Origin of the sequence: Nocardia sp. NPDC056100 (assembly GCF_042266325.1) — a bacterium.
GTDB lineage: Bacteria > Actinomycetota > Actinomycetes > Mycobacteriales > Mycobacteriaceae > Nocardia.
On record NZ_JBHJVY010000002.1, the window covers coordinates 735250 to 758352 of the forward strand.

Annotated in this window: 25 protein-coding genes; 12 read left to right on the forward strand and 13 right to left on the reverse strand. The window is 65.5% G+C overall.

Going from position 1 to position 23103, the window contains the following annotated elements; translation table 11 throughout:
* Positions 1-18: 18 nt before the first annotated feature.
* Positions 19-1413, forward strand: coding sequence for a serine hydrolase domain-containing protein (locus ACFC0O_RS15250; protein ID WP_375958092.1), 1395 nt, complete (start codon positions 19-21; stop codon positions 1411-1413).
* Positions 1414-1421: 8 nt separating this feature from the next.
* On the opposite strand, the gene ACFC0O_RS15255 is transcribed toward ACFC0O_RS15250, so the two are convergent.
* Positions 1422-2333, reverse strand: a complete 912-nt coding sequence (locus ACFC0O_RS15255) for a LysR family transcriptional regulator (protein ID WP_375958094.1) — start codon at positions 2331-2333, stop codon at positions 1422-1424.
* Positions 2334-2496: 163 nt separating this feature from the next.
* On the opposite strand from ACFC0O_RS15255, the gene ACFC0O_RS15260 reads away from it, so the two are divergent.
* From ACFC0O_RS15260 to arr, 4 genes are all read left to right on the forward strand, one after another.
* Positions 2497-4254: an adenine deaminase C-terminal domain-containing protein gene (locus ACFC0O_RS15260; protein ID WP_375958096.1), complete on the forward strand. Its 1758-nt coding sequence runs from the start codon at positions 2497-2499 to the stop codon at positions 4252-4254.
* Between the two features lie 17 nt (positions 4255-4271).
* Complete coding sequence (locus ACFC0O_RS15265) at positions 4272-4967, forward strand: YitT family protein (protein WP_375958098.1); 696 nt, start codon at positions 4272-4274, stop codon at positions 4965-4967.
* A 79-nt stretch (positions 4968-5046) separates the two neighbouring features.
* The gene (locus ACFC0O_RS15270; protein ID WP_375958100.1) at positions 5047-5922 is read left to right on the forward strand and encodes a hypothetical protein; all 876 of its coding nucleotides are present in this window, start codon (positions 5047-5049) and stop codon (positions 5920-5922) included.
* Between the two features lie 102 nt (positions 5923-6024).
* A complete protein-coding gene (gene arr, locus ACFC0O_RS15275; RefSeq protein WP_375958102.1) occupies positions 6025-6438 on the forward strand; it encodes an NAD(+)--rifampin ADP-ribosyltransferase in 414 nt (137 codons plus the stop codon).
* A gap of 34 nt (positions 6439-6472) precedes the next feature.
* Here the strand turns inward: arr and ACFC0O_RS15280 are convergent, their stop codons facing one another.
* From ACFC0O_RS15280 to ACFC0O_RS15290, 3 genes are all read right to left on the reverse strand, one after another.
* Complete coding sequence (locus ACFC0O_RS15280; protein WP_375958104.1) at positions 6473-6940, reverse strand: MerR family transcriptional regulator; 468 nt, start codon at positions 6938-6940, stop codon at positions 6473-6475.
* 19 nt (positions 6941-6959) lie between these two features.
* On the reverse strand, positions 6960-7826 hold the full coding sequence (locus ACFC0O_RS15285) for an SDR family NAD(P)-dependent oxidoreductase (protein WP_375958106.1): 867 nt from the start codon (positions 7824-7826) through the stop codon (positions 6960-6962).
* A 71-nt stretch (positions 7827-7897) separates the two neighbouring features.
* Complete coding sequence (locus ACFC0O_RS15290; RefSeq protein WP_375958108.1) at positions 7898-8461, reverse strand: TIGR03086 family metal-binding protein; 564 nt, start codon at positions 8459-8461, stop codon at positions 7898-7900.
* On the opposite strand from ACFC0O_RS15290, the gene ACFC0O_RS15295 reads away from it, so the two are divergent.
* The 3 genes from ACFC0O_RS15295 to ACFC0O_RS15305 all read left to right on the forward strand — a co-directional run bounded on the left by ACFC0O_RS15295 (position 8460) and on the right by ACFC0O_RS15305 (position 10797).
* Positions 8460-9179 carry a DUF1990 family protein gene (locus ACFC0O_RS15295; protein WP_375958110.1) on the forward strand — a complete coding sequence of 240 codons (720 nt, stop codon included), beginning with the start codon at positions 8460-8462 and terminating at the stop codon, positions 9177-9179. The genes ACFC0O_RS15290 and ACFC0O_RS15295 overlap by 2 nt on opposite strands.
* 273 nt (positions 9180-9452) lie before the next feature.
* On the forward strand, positions 9453-10040 hold the full coding sequence (locus tag ACFC0O_RS15300; RefSeq protein ID WP_375958112.1) for a hypothetical protein: 588 nt from the start codon (positions 9453-9455) through the stop codon (positions 10038-10040).
* A gap of 265 nt (positions 10041-10305) precedes the next feature.
* Positions 10306-10797: a hypothetical protein gene (locus ACFC0O_RS15305; RefSeq protein WP_375958114.1), complete on the forward strand. Its 492-nt coding sequence runs from the start codon at positions 10306-10308 to the stop codon at positions 10795-10797.
* 13 nt (positions 10798-10810) lie between these two features.
* Here the strand turns inward: ACFC0O_RS15305 and ACFC0O_RS15310 are convergent, their stop codons facing one another.
* Both ACFC0O_RS15310 and ACFC0O_RS15315 read right to left on the reverse strand, forming a co-directional pair.
* Positions 10811-11932, reverse strand: coding sequence for an epoxide hydrolase family protein (locus ACFC0O_RS15310; protein WP_375958116.1), 1122 nt, complete (start codon positions 11930-11932; stop codon positions 10811-10813).
* A gap of 91 nt (positions 11933-12023) precedes the next feature.
* Positions 12024-12644 (reverse strand): TetR/AcrR family transcriptional regulator, encoded by a 621-nt coding sequence (locus ACFC0O_RS15315; protein ID WP_375958118.1) that lies wholly within the window; start codon positions 12642-12644, stop codon positions 12024-12026.
* Between the two features lie 38 nt (positions 12645-12682).
* Here ACFC0O_RS15315 and ACFC0O_RS15320 point away from each other — a divergent pair, with 38 nt between their 5' ends.
* Positions 12683-13486, forward strand: coding sequence for an alpha/beta fold hydrolase (locus ACFC0O_RS15320; protein WP_375958119.1), 804 nt, complete (start codon positions 12683-12685; stop codon positions 13484-13486).
* Positions 13487-13532: 46 nt separating this feature from the next.
* Here ACFC0O_RS15320 and ACFC0O_RS15325 read toward each other — a convergent pair whose 3' ends face one another.
* A complete protein-coding gene (locus ACFC0O_RS15325; RefSeq protein WP_375958121.1) occupies positions 13533-13907 on the reverse strand; it encodes a hypothetical protein in 375 nt (124 codons plus the stop codon).
* Positions 13908-13935: 28 nt separating this feature from the next.
* Here ACFC0O_RS15325 and ACFC0O_RS15330 point away from each other — a divergent pair, with 28 nt between their 5' ends.
* Positions 13936-14301 carry a hypothetical protein gene (locus ACFC0O_RS15330; protein ID WP_375958123.1) on the forward strand — a complete coding sequence of 122 codons (366 nt, stop codon included), beginning with the start codon at positions 13936-13938 and terminating at the stop codon, positions 14299-14301.
* A 7-nt stretch (positions 14302-14308) separates the two neighbouring features.
* Here the strand turns inward: ACFC0O_RS15330 and ACFC0O_RS15335 are convergent, their stop codons facing one another.
* The 4 genes from ACFC0O_RS15335 to ACFC0O_RS15350 form a co-directional block, all read right to left on the reverse strand.
* Entirely contained in the window at positions 14309-14716 is a 408-nt protein-coding gene (locus ACFC0O_RS15335; RefSeq protein WP_375958125.1) for a hypothetical protein, read from the reverse strand.
* A gap of 93 nt (positions 14717-14809) precedes the next feature.
* Positions 14810-15778 carry a TIGR00341 family protein gene (locus ACFC0O_RS15340; RefSeq protein ID WP_375958127.1) on the reverse strand — a complete coding sequence of 323 codons (969 nt, stop codon included), beginning with the start codon at positions 15776-15778 and terminating at the stop codon, positions 14810-14812.
* Positions 15779-15788: 10 nt separating this feature from the next.
* Complete coding sequence (locus tag ACFC0O_RS15345) at positions 15789-15995, reverse strand: hypothetical protein (RefSeq protein WP_364644775.1); 207 nt, start codon at positions 15993-15995, stop codon at positions 15789-15791.
* Between the two features lie 138 nt (positions 15996-16133).
* Positions 16134-18659 (reverse strand): LuxR C-terminal-related transcriptional regulator, encoded by a 2526-nt coding sequence (locus ACFC0O_RS15350; RefSeq protein WP_375958129.1) that lies wholly within the window; start codon positions 18657-18659, stop codon positions 16134-16136.
* A gap of 390 nt (positions 18660-19049) precedes the next feature.
* Here ACFC0O_RS15350 and ACFC0O_RS15355 point away from each other — a divergent pair, with 390 nt between their 5' ends.
* On the forward strand, positions 19050-20201 hold the full coding sequence (locus tag ACFC0O_RS15355) for an AI-2E family transporter (protein WP_375958130.1): 1152 nt from the start codon (positions 19050-19052) through the stop codon (positions 20199-20201).
* A gap of 52 nt (positions 20202-20253) precedes the next feature.
* Complete coding sequence (locus tag ACFC0O_RS15360) at positions 20254-20628, forward strand: SHOCT domain-containing protein (RefSeq protein WP_375958132.1); 375 nt, start codon at positions 20254-20256, stop codon at positions 20626-20628.
* A 56-nt stretch (positions 20629-20684) separates the two neighbouring features.
* On the opposite strand, the gene ACFC0O_RS15365 is transcribed toward ACFC0O_RS15360, so the two are convergent.
* Positions 20685-21341, reverse strand: a complete 657-nt coding sequence (locus ACFC0O_RS15365) for a GAP family protein (protein ID WP_375958134.1) — start codon at positions 21339-21341, stop codon at positions 20685-20687.
* Between the two features lie 21 nt (positions 21342-21362).
* Entirely contained in the window at positions 21363-23081 is a 1719-nt protein-coding gene (locus ACFC0O_RS15370) for a SulP family inorganic anion transporter (protein WP_375958136.1), read from the reverse strand.
* Positions 23082-23103: the final 22 nt, after the last annotated feature.

Here is a 23103-nt window from a genome sequence, read left to right on the forward strand (position 1 = left end):
CTGACAAGGAGTTTCGAGATGACCAGCCGTCGCGCTGTCATGTTCACCGGTGTGGCCACGGCGATGCTGACCGCGTTCGCGCCGGTCGCGGTGCCCGCGACGGCCGCCACCGGCGATACCACCTGCGCCGAACCCCTTGCGGGGCAATCATTGCCGCGCGCCGAACCCGCGCAGGTGAGCATGGATCCCGCGGCCGTCGACGCCGCCCTGGATTTCGGGGCCGGAGCGGGCGGGGTCGCGGTGCAGATCTACCGGCACGGCTGCCTGGTCGGTGACCGCACTCCCACCGGGAATGTGCCGCTGCCACTGGCCAGCGCCACCAAGGGCGTGAGCGCCACGGTGATCGGGCGGGCGGTCACGCTGGGGTACTTCGGGGTGGACGATCCGCTCGGCAAGTTCTTCCCTGGCGCGGACCCCGCACACGCGAATATCACTGTGCGACAGGTACTCACCCAGAGCACCGGCCTGCATTTCAGCTGGCCCGCCGATATCGCCGGGCTGTACACCGATCCGGTGCTGCAAACCCTGGCCGAGCCCGCCGATTTCGAACCCGGCACCACCTTCCAGTACGCGCAGAACGTGATCGCGGTGCTGTCCAAGATCGTGGAGCTCACCACCGGCACCGACTTCCAGGACTTCGCGCAGCGAGAGTTGTTCACGCCCTTGGGAATTGCCCGCGAGAACTGGGTGTGGCTGCGCGACCGCAGCGGCAATACCGCGCTCAATGGCGGACTGGCCATGCGGCCCGATGATCTGGCGCGGCTCGGGCGGCTCATGCTCCAGAACGGCACCTGGGGCGACCGGCAGCTGATCGATGCGGACTACATCGGTCAGGCCACCACCGGGACCGCGGCCAACCCCGGCTATGGATTCCTGACCTGGCTCAATGCCGGGGACACCTATCGGGGCACCGAGGTGCCGTCCGCGGTCGCCTACGACCGCCCGCAGTTCCCCGGCTCGCCGCGCGACCTGTTCTCCTTCGAGGGCGCGCTGGGCCAGTTCGTCACCATCGTGCCCAGCCGCGACATGGTGATCATTCGCATGGGCGTGCCACTGCGGATCAACCTCGCCAATCCCGTGGGTATGCTGACCGGCAGCGGCAATCCCGACAACAAAGAGCTGTATCAGCGAATCACCGCCGCGGTCACCGACATTCCTGCCGAGCCGTACGTGAACCCGTACACCCTCAGCGATCCGCCGCTGCCGATCCACGGGCTCGATGATCTCGGCAAGGTGATCGATCCGGTCACCGCGGTCAGCATCCTGCTGGGTGTGGGACCGTACGCCTCGACCGCGTGCAATATCTTGTGGTGCAACGGCAAACCGGTTCCGGTGGATGTGTTCCGACTGCTGCTCGACGCCGGCGGGCAGGTCGTCGGTGCGCTCGGTGCCCTCGGCAACTATCAGCGGTGAGCGCGACGTCAGTCTCCGGGCTGGAGCGCCCCGGTGATCTCATCGGCCAGTAGCAGCATGGCCAGACCGTGCCCATGCTTCTCACGCCCGTGCTTATCGCGCCGGATAAGCGAGATGATGTTGTTGCTGAAGGCATCTCGGACCTGACGGAATGCCAGGCGTCCGTCGCGCAGTTCCTCGGCGACATCGAATTCGCTGAGGAACGCCACGGCCTCGCCGGAGACCGCGAGGCGCTTCATGGTCTCGATCGAGTTGGTGTGGAAGGCCGGTTCGATCGCGAGGTCGGCCTTGGCGAAGGCTTCGGCGACGATGCCGTGCATGAGCATGGAGCGGTCGGCGAAGATGAGCGGGTACGGGGTGCAGCGCGCGAGCGGGATCAAATCTAGCTGGGCCAGCGGATGATGCGGGGAGACAACGACTCCCAGCCGGGTATTCATCTGCCAGCACACCTCGACCCGTGTCGATGACGGCACGTTGAAGCCCAAACCCAGGTCGGCCTCGCTGTTTTCGACCGCGTGCAGAATGTCCTGGGTGCCCATGGTGCGAATCGAGATGCGCACGCGGGGATGGCGGGCGCGGAAACTCGCTGCGGCAGTTGCGACTACACCGCTGGCCAGCCCGGTCATGGTGGCGATCACGACTTCACCGCTGCCCAGCGCGTGCAGGTCGCGGATGTCGGCGACGGTTTCGCGGTACTGCTGCAACGTGCCTCGGATATGCGCGAGCAGGGCCTCACCCGCCGGGGTGGGCCGCATACCGCGGGGCAGGCGCTCGAACAGCGGCTGATCCAATTCGGCCTCGAGCAACAGGATTTGCCGGTTGATCGCCGAGGGCGCGACATGCAACCGCGCGCCGGCCGCGCGGATTGATCCGAGGCGTGCCACCTCGTCGATGTATTCCAGCAATCGTGAATGGAGCATGGCGCACCTCCTGCGCGGAAGTGTACGAAAAATGTGCACACATTGCGCGAAAACGGATGCTTGTGGGCAACGGTGTGGTCGAGTTCCATCAGTACCAGGGCACGGGACACCGCACAGCGGCCCCGTCACCTGCAAGTACGTGAACACGACGTGAGGACCGCCAATGCTCGATTCGACGACCGACAACCCGCTCGCAAACGCCGATGTGGCCGCCCAGGATGATCACGTACGCACGATCTTCGGCATCCTGGAAGGCGAGCGGGAGGCGGACCTGCTGCTGCGCAATCTCTACATTCTCGATGTGCACACCGAAAGCGTCTATCCCGGAACGCTTTTGGTGCACGGTGAGCGGATCATCGCGCTGAATCCGGACGAGTCGATCGTGCGGTTCCGGGAAGAATTCGACGGCCAGGGCCTGTACGCGATTCCAGGTCTGATCGATGCGCACCTGCACTTCGAATCCCAGCTCGCGCATCCGGCGGCATTCGGTGAGGCGATCGTGCCCAGCGGAACCACCACGGTATTCGGTGAGACGCTCGATTTCGCCAGCGCGGCGGGGGATGAGGCGGTCGAGGCCACGCGGGCGCTGTTCGCCGATCATCACAAGCTGCCGTATCGGCTCTATGCGTTCGCGCCGGGCAAGAAGACCTCCACCGAGGTCACCGAGGCGATGCTGGAGATGGATCCGGTCATCGGGCTGGGGGAGTTGGCGCACCTGTCGTATATGACCGGCAATGCCGACGATTTCCGTAAATCCGCTCTCGGGCGCGCCAATGCGGGAGTGGTGAACTGCCACTGGGGTGTCACCGCGCTCTCGGACACGCTGCTGAACTACATGCCCGCGATCGGGGTCGACAACAACCACGATGTCTGGAACGAGGACGACATCGAGAAGAGCGTCCGCTACGGGCTCAACACCCAGATCAAATTCGGTGTCGGTAGCCCCGAGGTGATTCGAACCATGTTGCGCGCCATCGTGAAACGGCGCTGGCCCGCGGAGAACTTCCAGCTCTGCGCGGACAATATCTCGGTGGATCGGGTGCTGCGGCTGGGGCATATCGACTGGGTCATCTCACTGGCCATCGAGATGGGGATGGCGCCGATCCAGGCGATCAAGATGGGCACGCTGTACACCGCGCGCTCGTTCCATCGCGATCGCGATCTCGGCTCGCTGAGCCCGGGTCGATTCGCCGATATCGTGCTGACCGACAGTCTGTCGAAGATCAACCCGCGCTTCGTGTTCAAGGGCGGCAAGCTCGTCGCCCAGGATCGCAAGCTGATCGCCCCCGCCGGGATCGACTATTCGGTGCTGACCAAGCAGGCCCGGCCCGGACTCGGTGATTTGCGTTCGGAGCAGCTCGATCTCGTGCCGCTCGAGATCTCCGAGGACGGCACTCAGGCCAAGGTGCTGCTGTTCGATGTGTACGGGCGCGGGCATCTCAAGTTCGCCCAGGAGGTCTGGGTTCCCTTCCGCGACGGCGTGGTGGTGCCCGAATACGAAGGCGCGCAACTGAACCGGATCTCGGTCGTGCAGCGCTACACCGACGGTGAGCGGCACGTGGTCAACGGATTGTTCAAGGGCGTCTCGATCGAGCGCGGCGCGGTCTCCACCTTCTGGCCCGCCCCCTCGGCCTATTTCGTGGTCGTCGGCTCGGACAGCGCGGAGATGCACGAGAATCTCTCGCAACTGGACGCTCTGGTCGGCGGCTGCATCGTCACCGAGGACGGCGAGTCGAAAGCCGTTCTGCCCCTGAATTTCTACGGCGTGATGGCCGATATGGACCTCGCCGAACTCGTCGAGGCCACCCGCTCCATCGACGACGCCCTCGCGAAGCTCGGCAACCACAACGAAGGTGAGCCGGTGGTGAACAAGCTGCTGACGCTGTTCATCTCACTGGACCGCTTCGGTTTCATGAAATAGCAAGGGATGCAACGGTTATGCAGCACGACAACAACACCGGAGTCATCGACACCGGAAACAAGGTGCGCCGCTGGATCACCTACGTCGCCGGAATCTACATCCTGACCCTCGGCCTGAGCCTGGCGGTGCGCGCCGGCATCGGCATCTCCCCGCAAAGCAGCCTCACCCGCACCATGACGCTGGTGCTGCCGCCGCTGACCCAGGGCAACTTCAACCTCATCCTCGAAATCATCATGCTCATCGCGACATTCCTGGTGAGCCCGAAGACATTTCGCGCCGCCTACCTGCTCGCGATGATCCCCGCCCTGATCCTGGCTCTGCTCCTGGACTTCAACCTCTCGCTCACCACCTGGATCCACCTCGGGTCCTACCCACCCAAACTCGTCCTGCTGTTCTTCGCCGACGCCATGCTCGCGTTCGGGCTGTTCCTGATGATCCGCGCCAACCTGGTGCTGATGCCCATCGACATGTTCGTCAACACCCTCCAGCAGAAAACCGGCTGGAAATGGGGCAACATCAAAACCGCCTTCGACTGCACCCTGCTGGCCCTGTCCGCAACCATCGGCCTGATCTGCCTGGGCGCACCCCACTTCATCCGCGAAGGCACCATCATCAACGCCATCCTGGTGGGCCAGTACATCAAGCTCTACTTCTACCTCCACGGCAAATACACAACCCGAAAATCCGCCGCCGGAGCCATATCCCACCCATAACCGCACTGACACCCTCGATGCCGGACAGCTCACTGTCCGGCATCGAGACTGTCGGTGGACCATGGCAGTGTCAGCCGCTGTGACTGCTTCAACCCGCACTACCCCACCACGTCCGGTCGATCTCGAAGCCGCATTTCCCGAGCTGCGGCCACTGGCCCGCATCGCGACCCGACTGCATCCGCGGCCGGGAGTCCCGACGCCCCAGCACAGTTCGATCGGCGGACCACTGTTGTGGCCGGCGGACGAGCCGTGGCCGCACTGTACCGAGCACGGCCACGACATCGAGAAGGCGGACGTCCCCGAGGGGCGGTTCGCGATGCTGCCGATCGTCCAGTTGTACCTGCGTGACGTGCCCGGTCTGCGCCCACCCGAAGGCGCGGATCTGCTGCAGGTGTTGTGGTGCCCCTTCGAATTTCACCCTGATGGAATGCCAACGACCGCGGTGTTCTGGCGGACCGCAGCGGCGGTGACCGAAGTCCTGCTCGCCCCACCGGAAGCGACAGTGGACGACCCGGCCTATGTGCCCGAGCCGTGCCTCATCCATCCGGAAGAGGTGATCGACTACCCGAGCTCGCTCGAATTCGGCCGGGAGACACGGGACCGACTGGACCGCTGGGCCATCGACGAACTCGGCATCGAATACCAGAACCTGTGTATCGCGCCCGGGTTCAAGGTCGGAGGCCACATCAACTGGGGCATGACGGATCCCTATCCGAACCCCTGTCCCACCTGCGGCACCGAGACCGAACCGCTGCTGACGATCACCGGTAGGGAGTGGAGCTTCGATATCGAGCACTGGATCCCGTACGAGGACCAGGACGCCAATACAGCGTGGGGTCCTGTCCAAGACGGACCGAAAAGACCCACCCGGATCTGCGTCTCCGACGACAACGCCCAAATCATTCGCGTCTGCCCGGCATCACGCGAGCATCCACACATCCAGATGATGCAATAGTCAAGCCTCTACCTTCAGGATAAGACACGAGCCGGGGCTTGCGGCAAGGCCCGGGTGATGCGGCAGAATCGCCCGTTCCACCAGTCAGAGGAAAGGATTCAGGTGTCCGGAAAGCTCGATGATGGACCGTTTTTCCACGGCACGATCGCGGATCTGCGTGTGGGTGATTTCCTTACCGCGGGCCGCCCGTCCAACTACCGGCGTGAGATCGTGATGAACCACATCTATTTCACCGCCCTGGTCGATGGGGCCGGTCTCGCCGCGGAGATCGCCGCGGAACTGTCGGAGGGCGACGCGATTCCGCGGGTATACGCGGTCGAGCCGACCGGGGAGTTCGAGAACGACCCGAACGTGACCGACAAGAAGTTTCCCGGTAACCCCACCCGGTCCTACCGCAGCAGCGCCCCGCTGCGCATTGTCGGTGAGATCACCGACTGGACGCGCCTCACACCGGAACAGCTGCAGATGTGGCGGGATCGGCTCTCGACCGTGGTGCGTGGCGAAATCCTGAACTAGGGCGTTCGCGGACTGCGGTGCTGCGGGCGGAGTTTCAGCCTTCCGGGTGTCCGTCGTAGACGCGGATCTTGTAGTTGGTGGCCTCCAATGCCAGGCCGAGTTCACGGATCTGACGGGTGATGCGATCGTGCTGTTCGAGCATGATGCGGCGGCGTTCGGGGATGGTGCTCGGGCCCTGTTCGACGAGCAGGATGTAGCGCTTGAGGTCGGCCATGGTCATGCCGGAAACGCGCATCCGAGTGAGGAATACGAGGCGGCGCAGGTCGAACGCGGAGTACTCGCGGTACCCGGAGGCATTGCGCGCCGGGCGCACGAGTCCCTCCTGCTCGTAGTATCGCAGGGTGTGGGCCGAGAGACCGACGAGCCGGGCGGCCTCGGCGACGCTCTTGAGCGTCGCCGACTCCTCGATCGCGGCGTCGTCGAGCAACTCGTGCAGCGCATCGATCGCCGATGGCCCGTCACCGGCAGCGAGAATGCGCTCGATCAGCGCTTCGGTGGCCATGATTCACAGCGTACGGACGTCAGAACGCGCGCACCGCGCGCGGCATATTCGGGAAATCGGCCGACTCGCTCACCGGCGCCCATTTCTCGACATCGTCCAGCGCACCTCGATAGACGCGGGTGAGATTGCGAACCGCCTCCGCACCGAGCGGAAGCCGCAGCGGCGCATCGGGAGTGTCGAGCATGTCGCGGATCACCTGGGCGGCGCGTACCGGATCGCCCTCCTGAATGCCGTCGGCCTCGGCCATATTCGCGCGCACCGCACCGATGACATCGTCGTAGATAGAGCTCTGCTGCGCCGTGTTGAGTACGTCAGTGGCATTGAACGAAGTGCGGAACCGGCTGGGCTCGGCGATGAGGACGCGGATGCCGAACGGCGCGACCTCGCCCGCGAGTGCCTCCGACCAGCCCTCGAGTGCGAACTTGCCCGCCGAATAGCTGCCGACTGCGGGGAACGACATCCGCCCGCCCTGGCTGCTCATCTGCACGATCGCACCCGAACCACGCGCGCGCATGTGGGGCAGCACAGCACGCACATAGGCGGCCGGGCCGAACAGATGCTGTTCGAGCATGGACCGCAGCGCCGCATCGGTGATCTCCTCGGCGGCCCCGACCTGTCCGGCACCGGCATTGTTGACGAGCACGTCAACGCGCCCGAAAACCTCCAACGCCCGCCGCACGACCGTGTCCGCACCCTCGGTGTCACGCACATCGTGCTCGATCGCGAGCACCCGATCCCCGTATTGCGCCTGCAATCCGCCGAGCCGGTCGGCCCGCCGCGCGATCCCGACCACACGCTCGCCAACCGCGAGCGCCGCCTCGGCAAGCGCCAGTCCCAGTCCCGAACTCGCGCCGGTGATGATCCATGTCTTCGTCTCGTTCGCCATGACACCGACGCTAAAGTTTCGAGTGCGCTCGAAGGCAAGCCCTCGTGCGGATCCGGCCGATTCACACACCTTCAGGGTTGTCTCCCGCCGAAGGCGGCGAGGCGGTCATAGACCCGCGCGTCGTGGGAAGTCGTGACCGCGGGTGCGATATGAAATCCGTCGGCCTCGGCACCGCGTACCTGCGGGACCAGATTGTCCCGAGCCCAATCCAGCGCGAACTCGGCGAGTTCGGCATCCAAATCGAGGGATTGCCCGGTGGCCTTGGCGATATCCCAGGCATGGATCGCGAATTCCGTGGTCTGCTGGCCGATCGCCCATATCGCCGGCACCGCACCGGCGGGAAAGATATGCGCCCGGTCCATCGCGTTCGGCGCCTGCCAGGCCGCCCGCAGCGTCGCCGCGGCCCTGGTGAACGCCGAATCCCAGTCTGCCCCTAAATAATCGCCATCGCTGGGCCCGCGCTGCCCGGTCGCCACCGATTCGGCGAAGCGATGGGTCTCGTCGACCACGTGATTGACCAGGTCACGAACAGTCCACGCCGCACACGGTGTCGGCAGGCCCGCCTGCTCCGGCCGCACATCCGCGATGAGGGTGCCCAGCTGATCGATTGCGCGGGACAGGTGCTCGATCGTCATGACGTACCTCCGGGTTGTCGTATTACCCGTGTCGACGGTGTGCGCCATGGAAATTCATCGCACCACAGGTCCTGCCGCCACGTCGGCCACCCCGGGTCCCCAACCCGGCGGAGTCGACCCGGTTGCACGGGTGCAGGTGGTTGTTGTCACCGAACGGGATTCGGTGGTGTTCGCTCGGGAAGGCCAGGATGTAGGGATGTCGTATGAGCAGGCCATGATCGGGTTCACGTACCCCGATGTCGGGGCGACCCGGGGGGAGTTTCCGTCGGGCTACAGTCATTTCGTTCGCCGCCGCGTGATCGGGGCGGGGAGGTCTGCGTTCGACGAGGCCGCCGGGCGGGTGCTGGCCTATCAAATGCAGCGTGGTGCAGGCGTTTTCGACTCGGCCAGTACCGTTACCGCGGAACCCGGGACCGAGCTCACCGTCCGCCTCAGCTGGGGGCCGGTGAGGATTACCGCCCCTTGCCGGGTGGTTTATGTCGTGGACGAGGTCAACCGTCAAGGCTTTGCCTACGGCACCCTTCCCGGGCATCCGTTGATCGGGGAGGAAGTCTTCACCGTCGAGTTCGACCCGGCCGATGGATCGGTCTACGGCGTGGTCGCGGCCTTCTCCCGGCGTGGGGCGTGGTACGCCCGCGTTGGTGGCCCGATTGTGCGCATCATCCAACGCCGGTATGTCGATCGCTATATCTCCGCCGTCTCATCCCGCGGGCGATAGCAGACTTCGTTCGAAGTGTGAAACCCCTGATTTTGGTGGCGGCGGCCTGGTTAATCATGATCGGGGTGATGCGATGTCATAGGTATGAGAATCGGCGGGATGGGATTCGCTCAGGCTGTTGTGACGATCGGGATGATGATGGCCCTCTCGGGATGTGAGGCCGATCAAGGTGAGTCGAGGGTGAGCGCTCCTTCGAAATCGACTGGTACGGAGACGGATCCACTGGGTTCGGCGGCGCCGAAGAGCGAGACGACGAGGCCGCAATCGGGCGGGGTGAATACCGGAACCGTGGTGTTGCAGACGGTGACGCCGCGGGGAACGGCGATTCCCTATGTGCCGGTGAATATTCGGCGTTATGAGCCGTGCGATGTGAGCAAGCGGGACCTGCCCGAGGGTGCCTCCGAGGTGGGGAACTGGGACGGCGTCACCGATTTGACCGGGCAGGCGGTATTCGAGGGTATGCCGGTGGGGTGCTATCGGTTCGGGATGGTTGCCCCGAAGGGGACCGATCCGGTTCCGGAGGGGATGCATACCCTGTTCGTGGAGTCCGCGGGGCAGACGGTCAGCGGGCGGTTGCGATTCCAGGATCCGGCACCCGTACCGACCTGTGCGGCACAGACTTTCGTGCACGATCTCAATATCGAGCAGCGACTGCGGTCCGCGACCACGCAGGTCAGGGTCTGTGAGGAGCTGTGGGCGGTGGTGTCGTGGGACGTGCCGGGCGACAGTCAGCGAGTCGTCTCCCGCACGAGCGTGGGTCCGTGGCGGGACTACGTCCGTTTCCCGCACGATACGTGCTGGTCCAAGGCAAAGTCCGATGGTGCCCCGGACACGCTGAAGAAGTACTTCACGGCCTGCTGAGGTTCCAGGCCGCTCGACGGTGGTGATCGCGCCGAGAACCATGGCTGATCCCTTGGCGGCCACGGAATTTCGACGAACGGGGTCACTCACAGGATCCTCACAATTCCGCCGCAGTGCATGCACATCGGAGCGATAGGTTCCTTTCGTGTTCGCCGAAAAGCTACGGTTATCCGCTATCCCCTTGTGCGCCTTCGTCTTCGCCGCGATAGCGATTGTCGTGACGCTGCATAGCGGTTGGATTATCACGACCTTTTGGATACTCGCCTTGCCACTGTTGGCGATGGTGTTCCTGGTCATCTTGGCCTTGTTCGTGATCGCGCTGTATCTGGCCAGCTGTGATGCACGGCGGTGGCCGCTGGTGGCGACCGCGGTACTCGCGCTGATCGGGCTCGGCGGATCGGTTTTTCTGTTCTTCAACATGAAAGCCACCGCGTGGACCAGGTTTTGGCTCGAGCGACCGGCGTTCTCCGCTATCGCGGCGATGGAGTTGCCCACCGATCGCGACATCGAGTACTACGGCGTCGAGCTGCCCGATCACCTGTGTTTCGTGTCGGCGAACTGCAAGGTGGCGGTGATCGGCACCAGTGGGGGACATCCGGTGCGGTTCGTGCCCGACTCCATCGGGATTCCCGACGATGCGTACGGCTACGGGCATTTCGTCGGAACACCCGAACCCGGACCGTACGACGGATTCGGTGAACCTATCTGCCCCACAATGGAACTGGCGGGTGGCTGGTGGTGGCTCGGCTCCTGCTGACGAGCCGACGCGGTCAGCGGAACAGGCGGAAGAATCCGCGTATCTGGTCCACCAGCGAGTCCGGCTGCTCCAGTGCGGCGAAGTGGCCACCATGCGGTAGCTCCTCGAACCAGCGCAGGTCGGTGAACCGTCGTTCGGCCTCGCGCCGCGACGGGCGGGTGATATCGCGCGGGTAGATCGACAACCCGGATGGCGCGGTGACCTTGGCGCGGAAGTCGGCGAAGCTCTCCCAGTACAGGCGCGCCGAGGATGTGGCCGAGGCGGTGAACCAGTAGACCGAGATCTCGTCGAGGATGATCTGCCGCGATACCGCGTCCTCGGGATGACCGTTGTTATCGGTCCACGCCCAGAACTTCTCGGCGATCCAGGCGGCCTGCGCCGCCGGAGAGTCGGTGAGGCCGTAGCCGAGGGTCTGCGGACGGGTCGCCTGGATCGCCGAGTACCCCCGGCCGGTGCGCTGGAACTCCTTCTCGGCCTTCAGATTCGCCAGCTCCGCGGGCGTCGGATCGCCGAACGTGCCCGCCGCCACCGATCCCAGATTCAGGTGTACGGCCGCGACGCGTTCGGCGGCCACCTCGCCCAGCGCGCCGGATACCGCCGAACCCCAGTCGCCGCCTTGCGCGCCGTACCGGTCGTAACCCAGCGAGACCATCAGCGTGTCCCAGGCGCGCGCGGTGCGCGTGACGCCCCATCCTGTTGTCGACGGTTTATCGCTCCAGCCGTATCCGGGCAACGACGGCGCGACCACATGGAACGCGTCCGCGGGGTCGCCGCCGTGTGCGCGCGGATCGGTCAGCGGGCCCAGGACTTCCAGGAACTCGAGCACCGACCCCGGCCAGCCGTGCGTGAGCACGAGCGGGAACGCGTCCGGCTCCGGCGAGCGGACATGCAGGAAGTGAATGCCCAGCCCGTCGATCGTGTCGCGGTACTGCGGGAACACATTCAACCGCGAAGCGAACCCGAAGTCGTAGTCCTCGGCCCAACTGCGGCACAACTCCTGTGCGTACGCCAGCGGCACGCCCTGGGACCAGTCCCGCACCGGCTCGCGTTCGGGCCAGCGGGTGCGCCGCAATCGTTCACGCAGGTCCGCGATCTCGGCTTCGGTGATACCGACCTCGAACGGCTCGGCGGCCATGGCATGGCTCCTTACTGGTCACAGCGTGGGTGGATCAGTCAATCGCGCAACGGTGCACGAACAGCGTTCAGCCCGTTGGTCTTTCGTGGTGTCAGGCGGTCGGTGCGGTGATCTGCCGGCAGATCAGTTCGCGGGCGAGGTGTGCGGTCGCCAGGAGGTTCTCGCGCGGCGTGCCGAGGTTGGACTGGACCGACAACCCGTCCCAGATGGATTGGATGAGGTCGGTCAGGACCGTCGCATCGGTGTGGGCGGGCAGGTCGCCGTCACCGATCGCCTGCTCGATCCGCGCGAGGAGGGTCAGGTGGTTGGCGTGGCGGAGTTCGGCGATATAGGCGCTGGTGTCGAGTGTGCTTGTGCTGTCGATCATTACGGCGCTGTTGATCAGGCATCCGGGGTGCGCGTCGTCGGGCTGGGTGAATTCGTGAACGGAGTCGACCAGCAGGCGATCGAGTACGGATCGGAAGGTCGGCTCGGCGACGGCGTGCTGATGGATCTCCCGGTAGCGCTCGGCGTAGGTGCGGACCGCTTCCTCGAACAGTCCGGCTTTGCTGCCGAAGGCGGCGTAGAGGCTGGAGGTGGACAGCCCGAGCGCGGTGGTCAGATCTCGGGTCGAGGTGCCGGAATAGCCGCGGCGCCAGAACAGCCGGGCCGCCGCGAGAACCGCGTCGTCGCGGTCGAAAGCACGTGGGCGTCCACGGTGTCGCTCGGGCATGACTACCAATTGTAGAGCATTTGATCCATAATCAAATTATGGAGCGATCGATTCAGAAAATACTGCCGACCGGGGCCCACAGTCGGGTGGTCGTCGATATCTACGGGGATCCGGACACTCCCGGCCTGGTGGTGGTCCCCGGCGTGATGACCGACGCGCACGCCTGGCGTCACGTCGCGCGCGCTGTCGACGCCTGGCCGTCGGTGGCGGTCGTGAACCGCCGGGGCCGCGCCCCCTCCGGGCCGTTGACCGACGAGTACTCGATGCGGAGCGAACTCGCGGACCTCGACCTGGTGATCGACGAACTCGGGACTCCGGCAACCCTTTTCGGCTGGAGCTACGGCGCCCTGATCGTATTGCTGGCCGCCGACGATCGTCCGATGCGCCAGGTGATCGCCTACGAGCCGGTGATGCGACCGTTCGGCGGCCACGCGCTACCGGCATTGAAGGACGCCACCGAACGCCAGGACTGGGACCGCTGTGTGGAGATCGTGAACCGGCAGATCTCCGGATTCCCCGCGGCGCAGGTCGATGCCCTGCGGGCCGATCGCGACGGCTGGGCGAGCCTGCGTCGCCTGAGCGAATCGCTGTACGCCGAGATGACCGTGATCAACACGACGCCGGTGCCGGACGCGCTGGCACGACGGGCGGCGCGGGTGGATTTGATCATCGGAGAGCACAATCGCGGCACGGCCCCATACGGCACCTCGTTCGACGATGTCCGGCGGCGCATCGCCCATGCCGGCATCCATGAACTACCCGACCAAGGCCACCTCGGGCATATCCAGGCGCCCGCGGAACTCGGCCGCCTGCTCAATGACCTCGCACCCGGACAGGCGTAGTTCCACGGAAATTCGCGCATCGTGTGCCGGACATTCCGACCGGCCGTTATGCCGTGTGGCTCCGAATTCGCTGCGGCACAACGGTATTCGTTCCTGCAATGAGCGAGCGGTTTCCGGCGTGGTGCCGGAGCGCACACGATATGCAGAATCGCGGGTAATCACCATGCGCATCCTTCTCTACGGCTGCGGCAACTTCGCCAATGTGATCGAGACCCTGTCCTTCATCAAACAACAGCTGGGGTACGGGCCCTTCCAGCCGGTCGATGCGGCGCATCCCGAGCCCAGTGACGATGTGCTGGCCACCGAGCTGCGAAGTGAGAGCCAACTGCGCAAGGTGTACGGCGACGCGGTCACCACCAACGTTCAGGCTCTCGGAAACGCGGGTGTCGCAGTCGGATTCGACACCGATGCCACCGGCCACTACTCCATCGGGGGGGTGGGATCTGATCGTGTTCCGCAATCCGCACACCGGGACCTACGGCAACAGTCAGGACCCCGGCATGTCGTCGTATCTGGCGTCGAGCACCGATAATCAGAAGCTGCTGATGGCGGTGCTGGCGAATTCGGCCAAAATCCTGAACCCCGGCGGGCGGGTCCTGATCACCGCCGTGGGCTGGCCGTATATCGGCAAGAACCCCAAGGGCGACCTGGGATTGACGGGTATGCAGCTGGAGGTCCCGAGCTTCGCCGACGCGTACGGCAGGCAGGCCGGACTCGTCTACGAACGCAATCTCGCCCTCGGCCAGATGTGGGTCGCGCGCAATAGGGGCTCGACATTCGTCGCCGATGAACTCGGGATTCTCTATCGGATCTGACCGTCCCTCAGACGATTTCGGGATTCCACGTCGCCGCGGCCCAGATGACGACCGCGTCGAGGGCGATGAGCACGACCGCCCACCAGGAGGCGTAGGGCAGGGTGAGGAAATTCAGAACCATCGACAGGGCGGCCAGGCCGATGGCGAACATCCTGCCCCAGACCGCACCCATGATCAGGCCCAGCGCCGCGACGGCGAGCAGTGCGCCGACCACGATGTGGATCCAGCCCCAGGTGCTCAGATCGAGGCGGTAGGAGTAATTGTGCACTTCGGCGAACAGTCCGTCGTCGGAGACGGCTGAAATCCCTTGCAGGATGGACATGGCCGCGACAGCGAGCAGCAATGTGCCTGCGGCGAAGGAGATTCCGAACGCGAAACCCTGACGAACGGGATGCGCGGCGACCGGTTCACTCATGACAGCACCTTTCCGAATCGGGCGATAGGGCCACTGTCACCGACGTGTCACGCGGTGCGCCTCACCTGATTCGGATGAGTTGGGATCCGGGGGTCACCGGTTTTCGGTCCGGCTGCCGACGGTGTGCACGATGACCACGCGCGGATTCCACGGCACGATATCGTCGACCTTGCGTTGCAATTGCTCGACCGCAGGCAGATCGGTTGGTGCGAGCACGTTCACGGTCGCGGTATCGCTGTGCAGGGTCACCTCGGTGACCTGTGCGCCCGGTACGTCGGTCAGCCATTCGCGGGTGGCGTTCGCGATTCGATCGGCCCACAGCGACGACAGCGAATTCACCACCATCGGTACCGCGACCAGTGCCAGCGCCGCGGCCAGGACGGCGTAGACCCGGCCCCGGCGGGCCTCGCCCACGCCCGCGTCGTGGGCATATCCGGTGGCGACGAGCACGACGGTGGCGGTGATGATCATCGCGATCATGTTGGAGGCGAACAGGATGAACGCGCCCAGCGCCAGGGACGGCGCGTGCGAGCCCAGGCACACCCCCACCACGGCCAGCGGCGGTACGAGCGAGATCGCGATGGCCACACCGGGCAGCACGTCACCGACATCGCGGCGGATCATCGCGATCACCCCGACCAGTCCGGTGGCCAGCGCGGCGGTGAGGTCCATCAGCTTGGGTGAGGTGCGGCCCAGCACCTGGGAATTGGACAGCACATTCGTCGGATTGGGCAGCACCTGCGCGAACAGGTATCCGACCGCGATTACCAAGAGCATTCCCATCGCGACCAGCAGCAGGCTGCGACCGACGAGAGTCGCTCTGCCCGTGGCGATTCCGAGGGCCACACCCAGGATGGGGACCGACAGTGGCGCCACGATCATCGCCCCGATCACCGTGGCGGTGGAATCGCCGATGACGCCGGAGATCGCGATGACGCTCGACAGGGTGAGCATGATCCAGAACGCCGACCGCTTCGAGCGTGTATCCCCGACGGTGAAATCGAGCCGATCGTGCAGCTCGTCGAGGGTTCGGCGTTGGCTGCGCGGTGCCAGCAGATCCATGACGCTCTCCTCAGTCGGGTAGTTGGCGCATCTCCAGCAGGGTCAATCCGAGGTTGTCCAGACGCGCCAGGATGCCCCGCATCGCGGTGGCATCGGTGACCGCGCCGAACAGCGTGGTCGTGCCGTGCGTCGGAGGGGTCCACGACAGGTCGGGAAACGCCGCCAGCGCGCGGTCGGACAGCTCACCCTCGACCACGAACTGGTATCTCGTCGACATCGGCCATGGACCTCGCTTTCCCGCCACGCGTGTGGTTCGGGCGTCGGCGAGCCACCCGAGCTCTGCTCGTGTGGGAGTCTGCGCGCACCGTGCGCGGGGGAGCTTCATCCGATACGGGTGAATTGGACTCGGCGAGGTTCAGAGCAGGCCGCTGCGGCGAGCCACGGCCATGACCTGCACGCGTGAGTTGGTGCCGAGCTTGGCGTAGATGCCGCGCAGATGGGTTTTGACGGTGTTGATCGAGACCCCCAGATCGTCGGCGATCTGCTGGGTGGTGCGTGCGGACGGCAGTTGCCGCAGCACCTTGAGTTCGGTGTCGGTGAGCGCGGGATGCCGAGAACGTCTGTGCACCAGGGGATGTCGGCGAATGAACGCGGCGAAGCCGTCCTGGTGGGCGAGGCTGCCGGCGAAGGCGTCCAACAGCTCGAGCGCGCCGCCGACGTCCAGGAACGGTCGCACGATGCCTTCGGGCGCGGCACGACGTAGCGCGTTCTCCATGCCTTCGCGTGCATGGGTCACCGCACCCAATTCGTGGTGCGCGCGAGCGTGCAGCAGCCACGCGGTCACCGCGTGGACCGGATGGGTGGGCGCGGCCGGGTCGAGCAGGGGCCGAACGAGGTCCAGCACCGCCCGTGAGCGATTGGCCGCCGCCTCGAGCGCGGCTTGGGCCACCATGACCTCGGGCGAGTCGCCGTACACGGTGCGAGCTTGATCGACCAGCAATTGCGCCTCGTAGGTCTGCGACACCGCCAGCAATCGCCACACCACGAAGGGGATCAACCCGCCGCTGTTGGTGGCCGGATGCGTGTCGAGCAGTCGACCGAATTCGTGTCGCAGCGTCTCGGCGTCCCGGCTCGGATCGTCAGTGCTGTCGGCGCAGGTCAGCACGGCGACGATATGGGCGAGCCAGCCCCCGAGTGGACCTGTCGATCCGTCGAAGTGCTGCTGCTCCCACCGCACGGAACTCAGCGACGCGATACCGGAATGCTCGCCCTGCAGATACGCGCCCAAGCCCGCGATCGCCGCCGCGTGCGCGGCTTCGGCGGTGTCGTCCAAGTGCTGTTCCTGTGCGAATTCCAGTGCGGCTTCGGCACGTTGGCGCATGGCGGTGAGGCTGCCGTCGAGGCCCGCGCTCAGTGCCAGGCGAGTGCGGGCGCGCAATCGCAGTCGCGGGTGCGCCCGCTGATCGGCCACCGCGATGGCCGCCCGCAACCTGCGTTCGGCCTCGGGCACGTCGCCGGTTGCCAACAGCGCGGTGGCGGATTCGACGGCGAGGTAGAAATCCACATCCGATTGGCCTGTCGCGGTGGGGATTTCGGTGTCCTCGGTGCCGGAGAAGGTGCCCGTGGCCATGGCCAGCTCGATATCGACGGCACGGGTGAGGGCGGTGAGAGTGTCAGTGTGAACCAGCGAACTCGCTTGTGTGCGAGCCTGTTCGAAGGCGTCGTGGTAGGCGCGGGCGGTGGCGAGGTCGGTCCGGCTCAACGCGTCCACGACATGGAGTAATCGTACGAACGGGTCCGAGAGCGATCCGGCGTCCATTGCGGCCAATCCGTCGAACAGCAGCGCACCCAGTCCTGCGACGGTCAAGGCCAAGGCGTGTTCGTTCACGAAGTCCCGCAGCGGCTGCTCGCGCGCCACGGCCAGCAGATGGGGCAGCGCCGCGGCGATTTCGCCGATCGACTGCAGGTACAGGGCGGTCCGCAGCTGGAGCTCGTCCGCGATTTCGGTGCCCAGGCGGTTGAGTTCGGCCCGAAAGTACGTGCGCAGCATGGGGTGGAACACGAACCAGGTGCTGCCGTCCCGCCGCACACTGGTGAGTGGATAGTTCAGTGAGCTGAGTTCGTGCATCCACTGGGCCGTGCCGCCGCCGATCAGGCTGTCGGCCAGCTCCTCGGTGAATTCGGCGGGAATGCTTGTGTAGGTGAGGAATAGGCGCAATCCGGGGGAGAGGGTGCTGATGAGCTCACCCGCCAGCAGATCGGAGACCGGTCTGGGCAGCGTGGCGAGCGCGGCGAGGGCCTGGGCCGGCTCCTCGCGTCGTGAGGAGAGGTAGATCGCGGCGATACGCACCAGCGCCGCCCAGCCGCGGGTGAGGTCCATCAGCGCCTCGACACCGGATTCGTCGAGCGCGCAATGCTGTTCGCGGCACAGCTGCTGGACTTCGGCGGCCGAGAACGCGAGATCCTGCGCGGACCATCGGCGCAGTTGCGAACTCAGTTCCAGCAGGTGCCAGCGGATGGGAGGGTCGAATCTGGCCGAGAGAACGATGCGCACGCATGCGGGGGCGTGCAGGAGGAAATGCTCGAGACCGGCGAGGGTCACCGGATCGGTGGCCAGATGTGCGTCGTCGATGACGAGCAGGGTCGACAGGTTGCGTTCGGTGAGCGCGTCGGCGAGATCCGCGGCTTCGCTCAGGGGCGTGGTCAACAGGCCCCGGGCCGGGGTGGGCAGGTCCCATTCCGCGCGCAGGCGCTGCCATACGGTCGGGGTCGAGTGCGGCCCATCGATCAGGGTCACCCATGCCACGCCTCCGGGGAAGGCTCGTGGAGAGTGCTGGGAAACCCACTGGGTCAGCAGTACGGTTTTGCCGGTTCCGACGGGAGAGCAAATGAGCAGCACGTTCTCGTCGGAGTCGATTATCGCGTCATTCAGCTGCGCCACTTGGCGGCGTCGGGGCACCGCGGAAAAGGCCAGTGTCGGGATTCCGTCTCCGGTCGTCGAAGACTGGCCCGGTCGCCTTGCCGGTCTTCGACTGTGGGAAACGGTCATCGTGGCTCCTGCGGCGGTCCGATAGCGGTCTATGGCCCTCGACAAGGCACGTTATCGGAGTCAATCGCCCATATTGGACACCCGACAGGAGTGTGTCCGAAACTTCACCCGAAACGGGTGAAGGGATATCCGCACATGTCGACCTAGCGTTTGCGGTCCGATGCGCTCGACATTCCCGGACGGTCGGACGAGCGGATCCACGCGGTGCGGCACTCGGACCGGAGTCGCCGTTATCGCTCCGGGGATGAGGGTCAGCAACCTTTGAGCGGGAGGTGGGCCAGGGTGCCGGACGCTGACTCAGTCGAACCCGGTGCCGTGCGGGTTCCCTGGTCCATACCGCGCGGATTGATCGTGCTGCTGGCCACCGCGAGCATGGTGATCTCGATCGCGGGCATGAAGGTGTTCGCATCGATCATCGGACCTGTGTTCCTGGCGCTCATGCTCACCGTCGCGGTCCAGCCGATTCAGTCGTACCTGCGCCGCCGCGGCTGGCCGGCCTGGCTGGGCATGCTGGTGGCGCTGATCGCGGCGTACGCGATCGTGGTGGGGCTGCTCGCGGTACTGGTGGTCTCGGTAGCCCAGCTGGCTACCGAATTACCGGACTATTCAACACGTTTCGACGATCTGCTCGGCGGGCTTCGCTCCACACTCTCGGGATGGGGTGTGGGTAGGGACCAGATCCACGATCTGCTCAGTGGCTTGAGTTTTCAGCAGTTGCTGTCCGTCCTGGAATCCACGCTGCGCGGGCTGACAGGGGTGCTGTCGAACCTGGCGTTCGTGCTGGCGCTGCTGTTGTTCATGGCCTTCGACGGCATGTCGATCGGGCGGCGGATCGAGATCGTCGATCAGGTGCGGCCCGACATCGCTTACGCGCTGGGCTCTTTCGCATCCGGAACGCGCCAGTATCTGCTGGTGTCAACAGTTTTCGGGCTGATCGTCGCGGTGGCGGACGGGTTGGCGCTGTGGTGGCTCGGGGTGCCGCTCCCGCTGCTGTGGGCGGTGCTGTCGTTCATCACGAACTTCATTCCGAACATCGGTTTCGTGGTGGGGCTGGTGCCTCCGGCGCTGCTGGCTCTGCTCGAAGGTGGACCGCGACTGATGATTTGGGTGATCGTCGTGTACTGCGTGATCAACTTCGTCATCCAGTCGATCATTCAGCCCAAGTATGTCGGAGACGCGGTCGGCCTCAGTGTCACCGTGACATTCCTGTCGCTGATCTTCTGGACCTGGGTGCTCGGCGCGTTGGGGGCGCTGCTGGCGATTCCGCTCACCCTGCTCGTGCGGGCCCTGTTGCTCGATATCGACCCGACCACACGTTGGGTGAGCGCGTTGATCAGCAGTGCGCCCGGTCCGGTCGGCGGCAATTCCACTGGGGCGGTGTCTGCTTCACCCGAATCGGGTGAGCCCTCGACCGCGCGCCGCGCAATACCGTGACCGGATCGCCCCACACCGGGCGGTATACCGCCGACGCAAATCGAGGTGCACCATGTCGTTCTGGGACGCAATCTGGCTCATCATCGTGAGCTTCGCGTTCATCGCGTACCTGCTGCTGCTGTTCTACATCATCGGCGATCTGTTCCGTGACCGGCAGACCTCGGGCTGGGTGAAGGCGGTCTGGATCATCTTCCTGATCTTCCTGCCCATGCTCACCGCGCTGGTGTACCTCATCGTGCGCGGCAGCGGCATGCAGGAACGGTCGGAGGCAGCGGCCCGGCAGATGCAAGCCGCACAGGCCGATTACATCCGCGACACCGCGGGAACCAGTCCGGCGGCTCAGATCGCCGACGCCAAACGGCTGCTGGCCGACGGCACGATCACCCAGCAGGAATTCGATCATCTCAAGGCCAAAGCCTTGGCATGAACCACCGCTAAGCATCACGCCCGCCGCCGAATTCGACCTTCGGCGGCGGGCATTTCTCAACTCAGATTCACCAGGCCGCGCACGGTGAACAGCGCTCCGAAGCCGAACAGCACCGCCAGCGATAAGGCGCGGCTGTGGCCGAGCATCCAGGACTCGGCGCGATCGAGTCCGGTGCGGGCGCGTTCGCCGAGCGCGGCGAACACGATCATCGGGATCAGGAAGTCCAGCGAGGCGGCCAGCAACAGGGCGAGTGTGGTGATCAAGGCGGCCGCCGTGCCGACGTGTGAGCTCGACACCGTGCTCATCGCCGCGATCATGATGAACAGATTCGGGTTGATCACCGCCAGGGCGACGCCGATGACGAAAGCCTTCGGCGGGCCGGCGGTGTCGAGTTCCAGGAGCAGGCGAGGTCGCTTGGCGACCTGTGGCGGTTTACGCAACGCCATCCAGCAGCCGATGGCCAGGAACAGCAGCCCGACCGCCAGCCCGGCACCGTGTGAGACCTCCGGTGAGGTCGCTCCCGGATCCGACGCCCCGCCCAGTAGCGCCGCGAGCGCGATCATCGAATAGACCACGAGAAATCCGGCGCCGAACGCCGCGGCATTGGGAATCGGCGCCCGCGAGTGCAGTAGCAGGATGCATCCGATCACCGCGCCCGGGGTGATGAGCAACCCCACCATTTCCGGAAGTAGTTCCAGCAGTAGCTCACCCATGCTCGACTCCTGGTCTCGCCGTCATCTCGTCGTCGAATCGCGCTCGCCGCCACCGGGTTCGGGGCCCGCGGCGAGATCGGCGATCGCGGATCGGATCGTCGGATACACCGCCGAGATCAGTGTGCTGCTGTCGGTGGAACCCAGTTCGTCACCGAATTGCCCGATCGAGCGGGCGATGCGGAAATCGATGCGCCGTCGAGCAAGGCTGTCGCGCAAGGCCGTCAGCATCGCGGCGGCGGTGACGTCGATGGACGGTGAGGTCTCCGCGTCCAGGACCACGAGCCGAGTGCGCTCGGTGCACAGTTGCTCGATGCGCTCGCGGACATAGTCGGCATTGGCGAAGAACAGTCCCGATTCCACCCGCACCACCACCACATCGGGCCGCAGTGGCAGATCCGGATGTCGTTGCGCGTCCAGCCAGAGCGACCCCTGTTCGGCCAGCTGTGCCACATGGGGCTGGGAGGCGCGATACACCAGCAGCAGCATGGAGATGCCGATGCCGATCAGCAGACCGGGAAGCGTGTCGAACAGCAGCACCCCGGCCATCGCGGCCACCGCGCCGATGAAGTCCGCGCGTGCGGCGCGGCCGTAGATACTGCCGAGGCGTTCGGTCCAGACCCGGTACAGCGCGCGCAGGGCGGCGATGTCGACGAGTTCGATCACCGCAGCGATCACCACGCCCGCCAGGGTCGCCTCGGGCAGTTTCTCGAACAGCCCGGTCAGGAACAGCAGTGTCAGTACGGTCAGCGCCGCGACGGTCAGTCCGCTCAATTGTGTTTTGGCCCCGGCCGATCCATTGACCGCGGTCTTGGACAGGCTGCCGTTCACGACCATTCCCGAGGCGAGCCCGGATCCGAGGTTGGCCGCGCCGAGCCCGAGCAACTCCCGATTCGCGTCGACGGTGTAACCGGCTTTGGCCGCATACGTTTTCGCCGCGCCGAGCCCTTCGGCGAAACCGATCAGCACGACACCGACCGCGGGGCCGAGCAGGTCGAGGTAATCGTGCAGGCCCACGCCGCCGGGCAATCCCACCGCGGGCAGACCCGAATCGATGTGCCCGACAATGGCGACGCCGTGATCGTCCAAGTGCAGCACCGCGACGGCGGCGATGCCCAGCAGCACCGCCAGCAGTGACCCCGGCACCAGCGGTAACCAGCGCCGCAGCCCCAGCACCACCGCCAGCGCGATGCCGCCGACAAGCAGTGCGCGCCAATTGGTTTCGCCCAGATGAGTCAGCACTCCCCAGGCCTGCTGGAAGAAGTTTCCCTCATGCTTGTGGATGCCGAGCAGCTTCGGAACCTGGCCGATGATGATCGTGAGCGCCAAGCCGACGATGAACCCCTTGAGGACCGGTTCGGAAATGAACGCGGCCACGAATCCGAGCCGGATCAGTCCGGCCAGCAGCCCCACCAGTCCGGTCGCGATGGCCAGTGCGGTGGTCAGGGCGATATAGCGGCCGCTGTCGGCTCCCGCCAGCGGAGTGATGATCGCCGCGGACAAGGCCGCGGTCGCCGACATCGGCCCGACGATCAAATGGCGCGAACTGCCCGCCAGCGCGTACAGCACCAGTGCGGGCAGTGCCGCGTACAGTCCCGCGACCGGCGGGACCCCCGCGATCGAGGCGTAGGCCAGGGCTTCGGGCACCATGACCGCCCACACGGTCAGGCCCGCGATGAGGTCGGGGCGCAGCCACTTGGACTGGTAGCCCTGCAAAGACTGGAACACCGGCCACGTCGTCATCGGCTACCGTCCATCCTGTCGT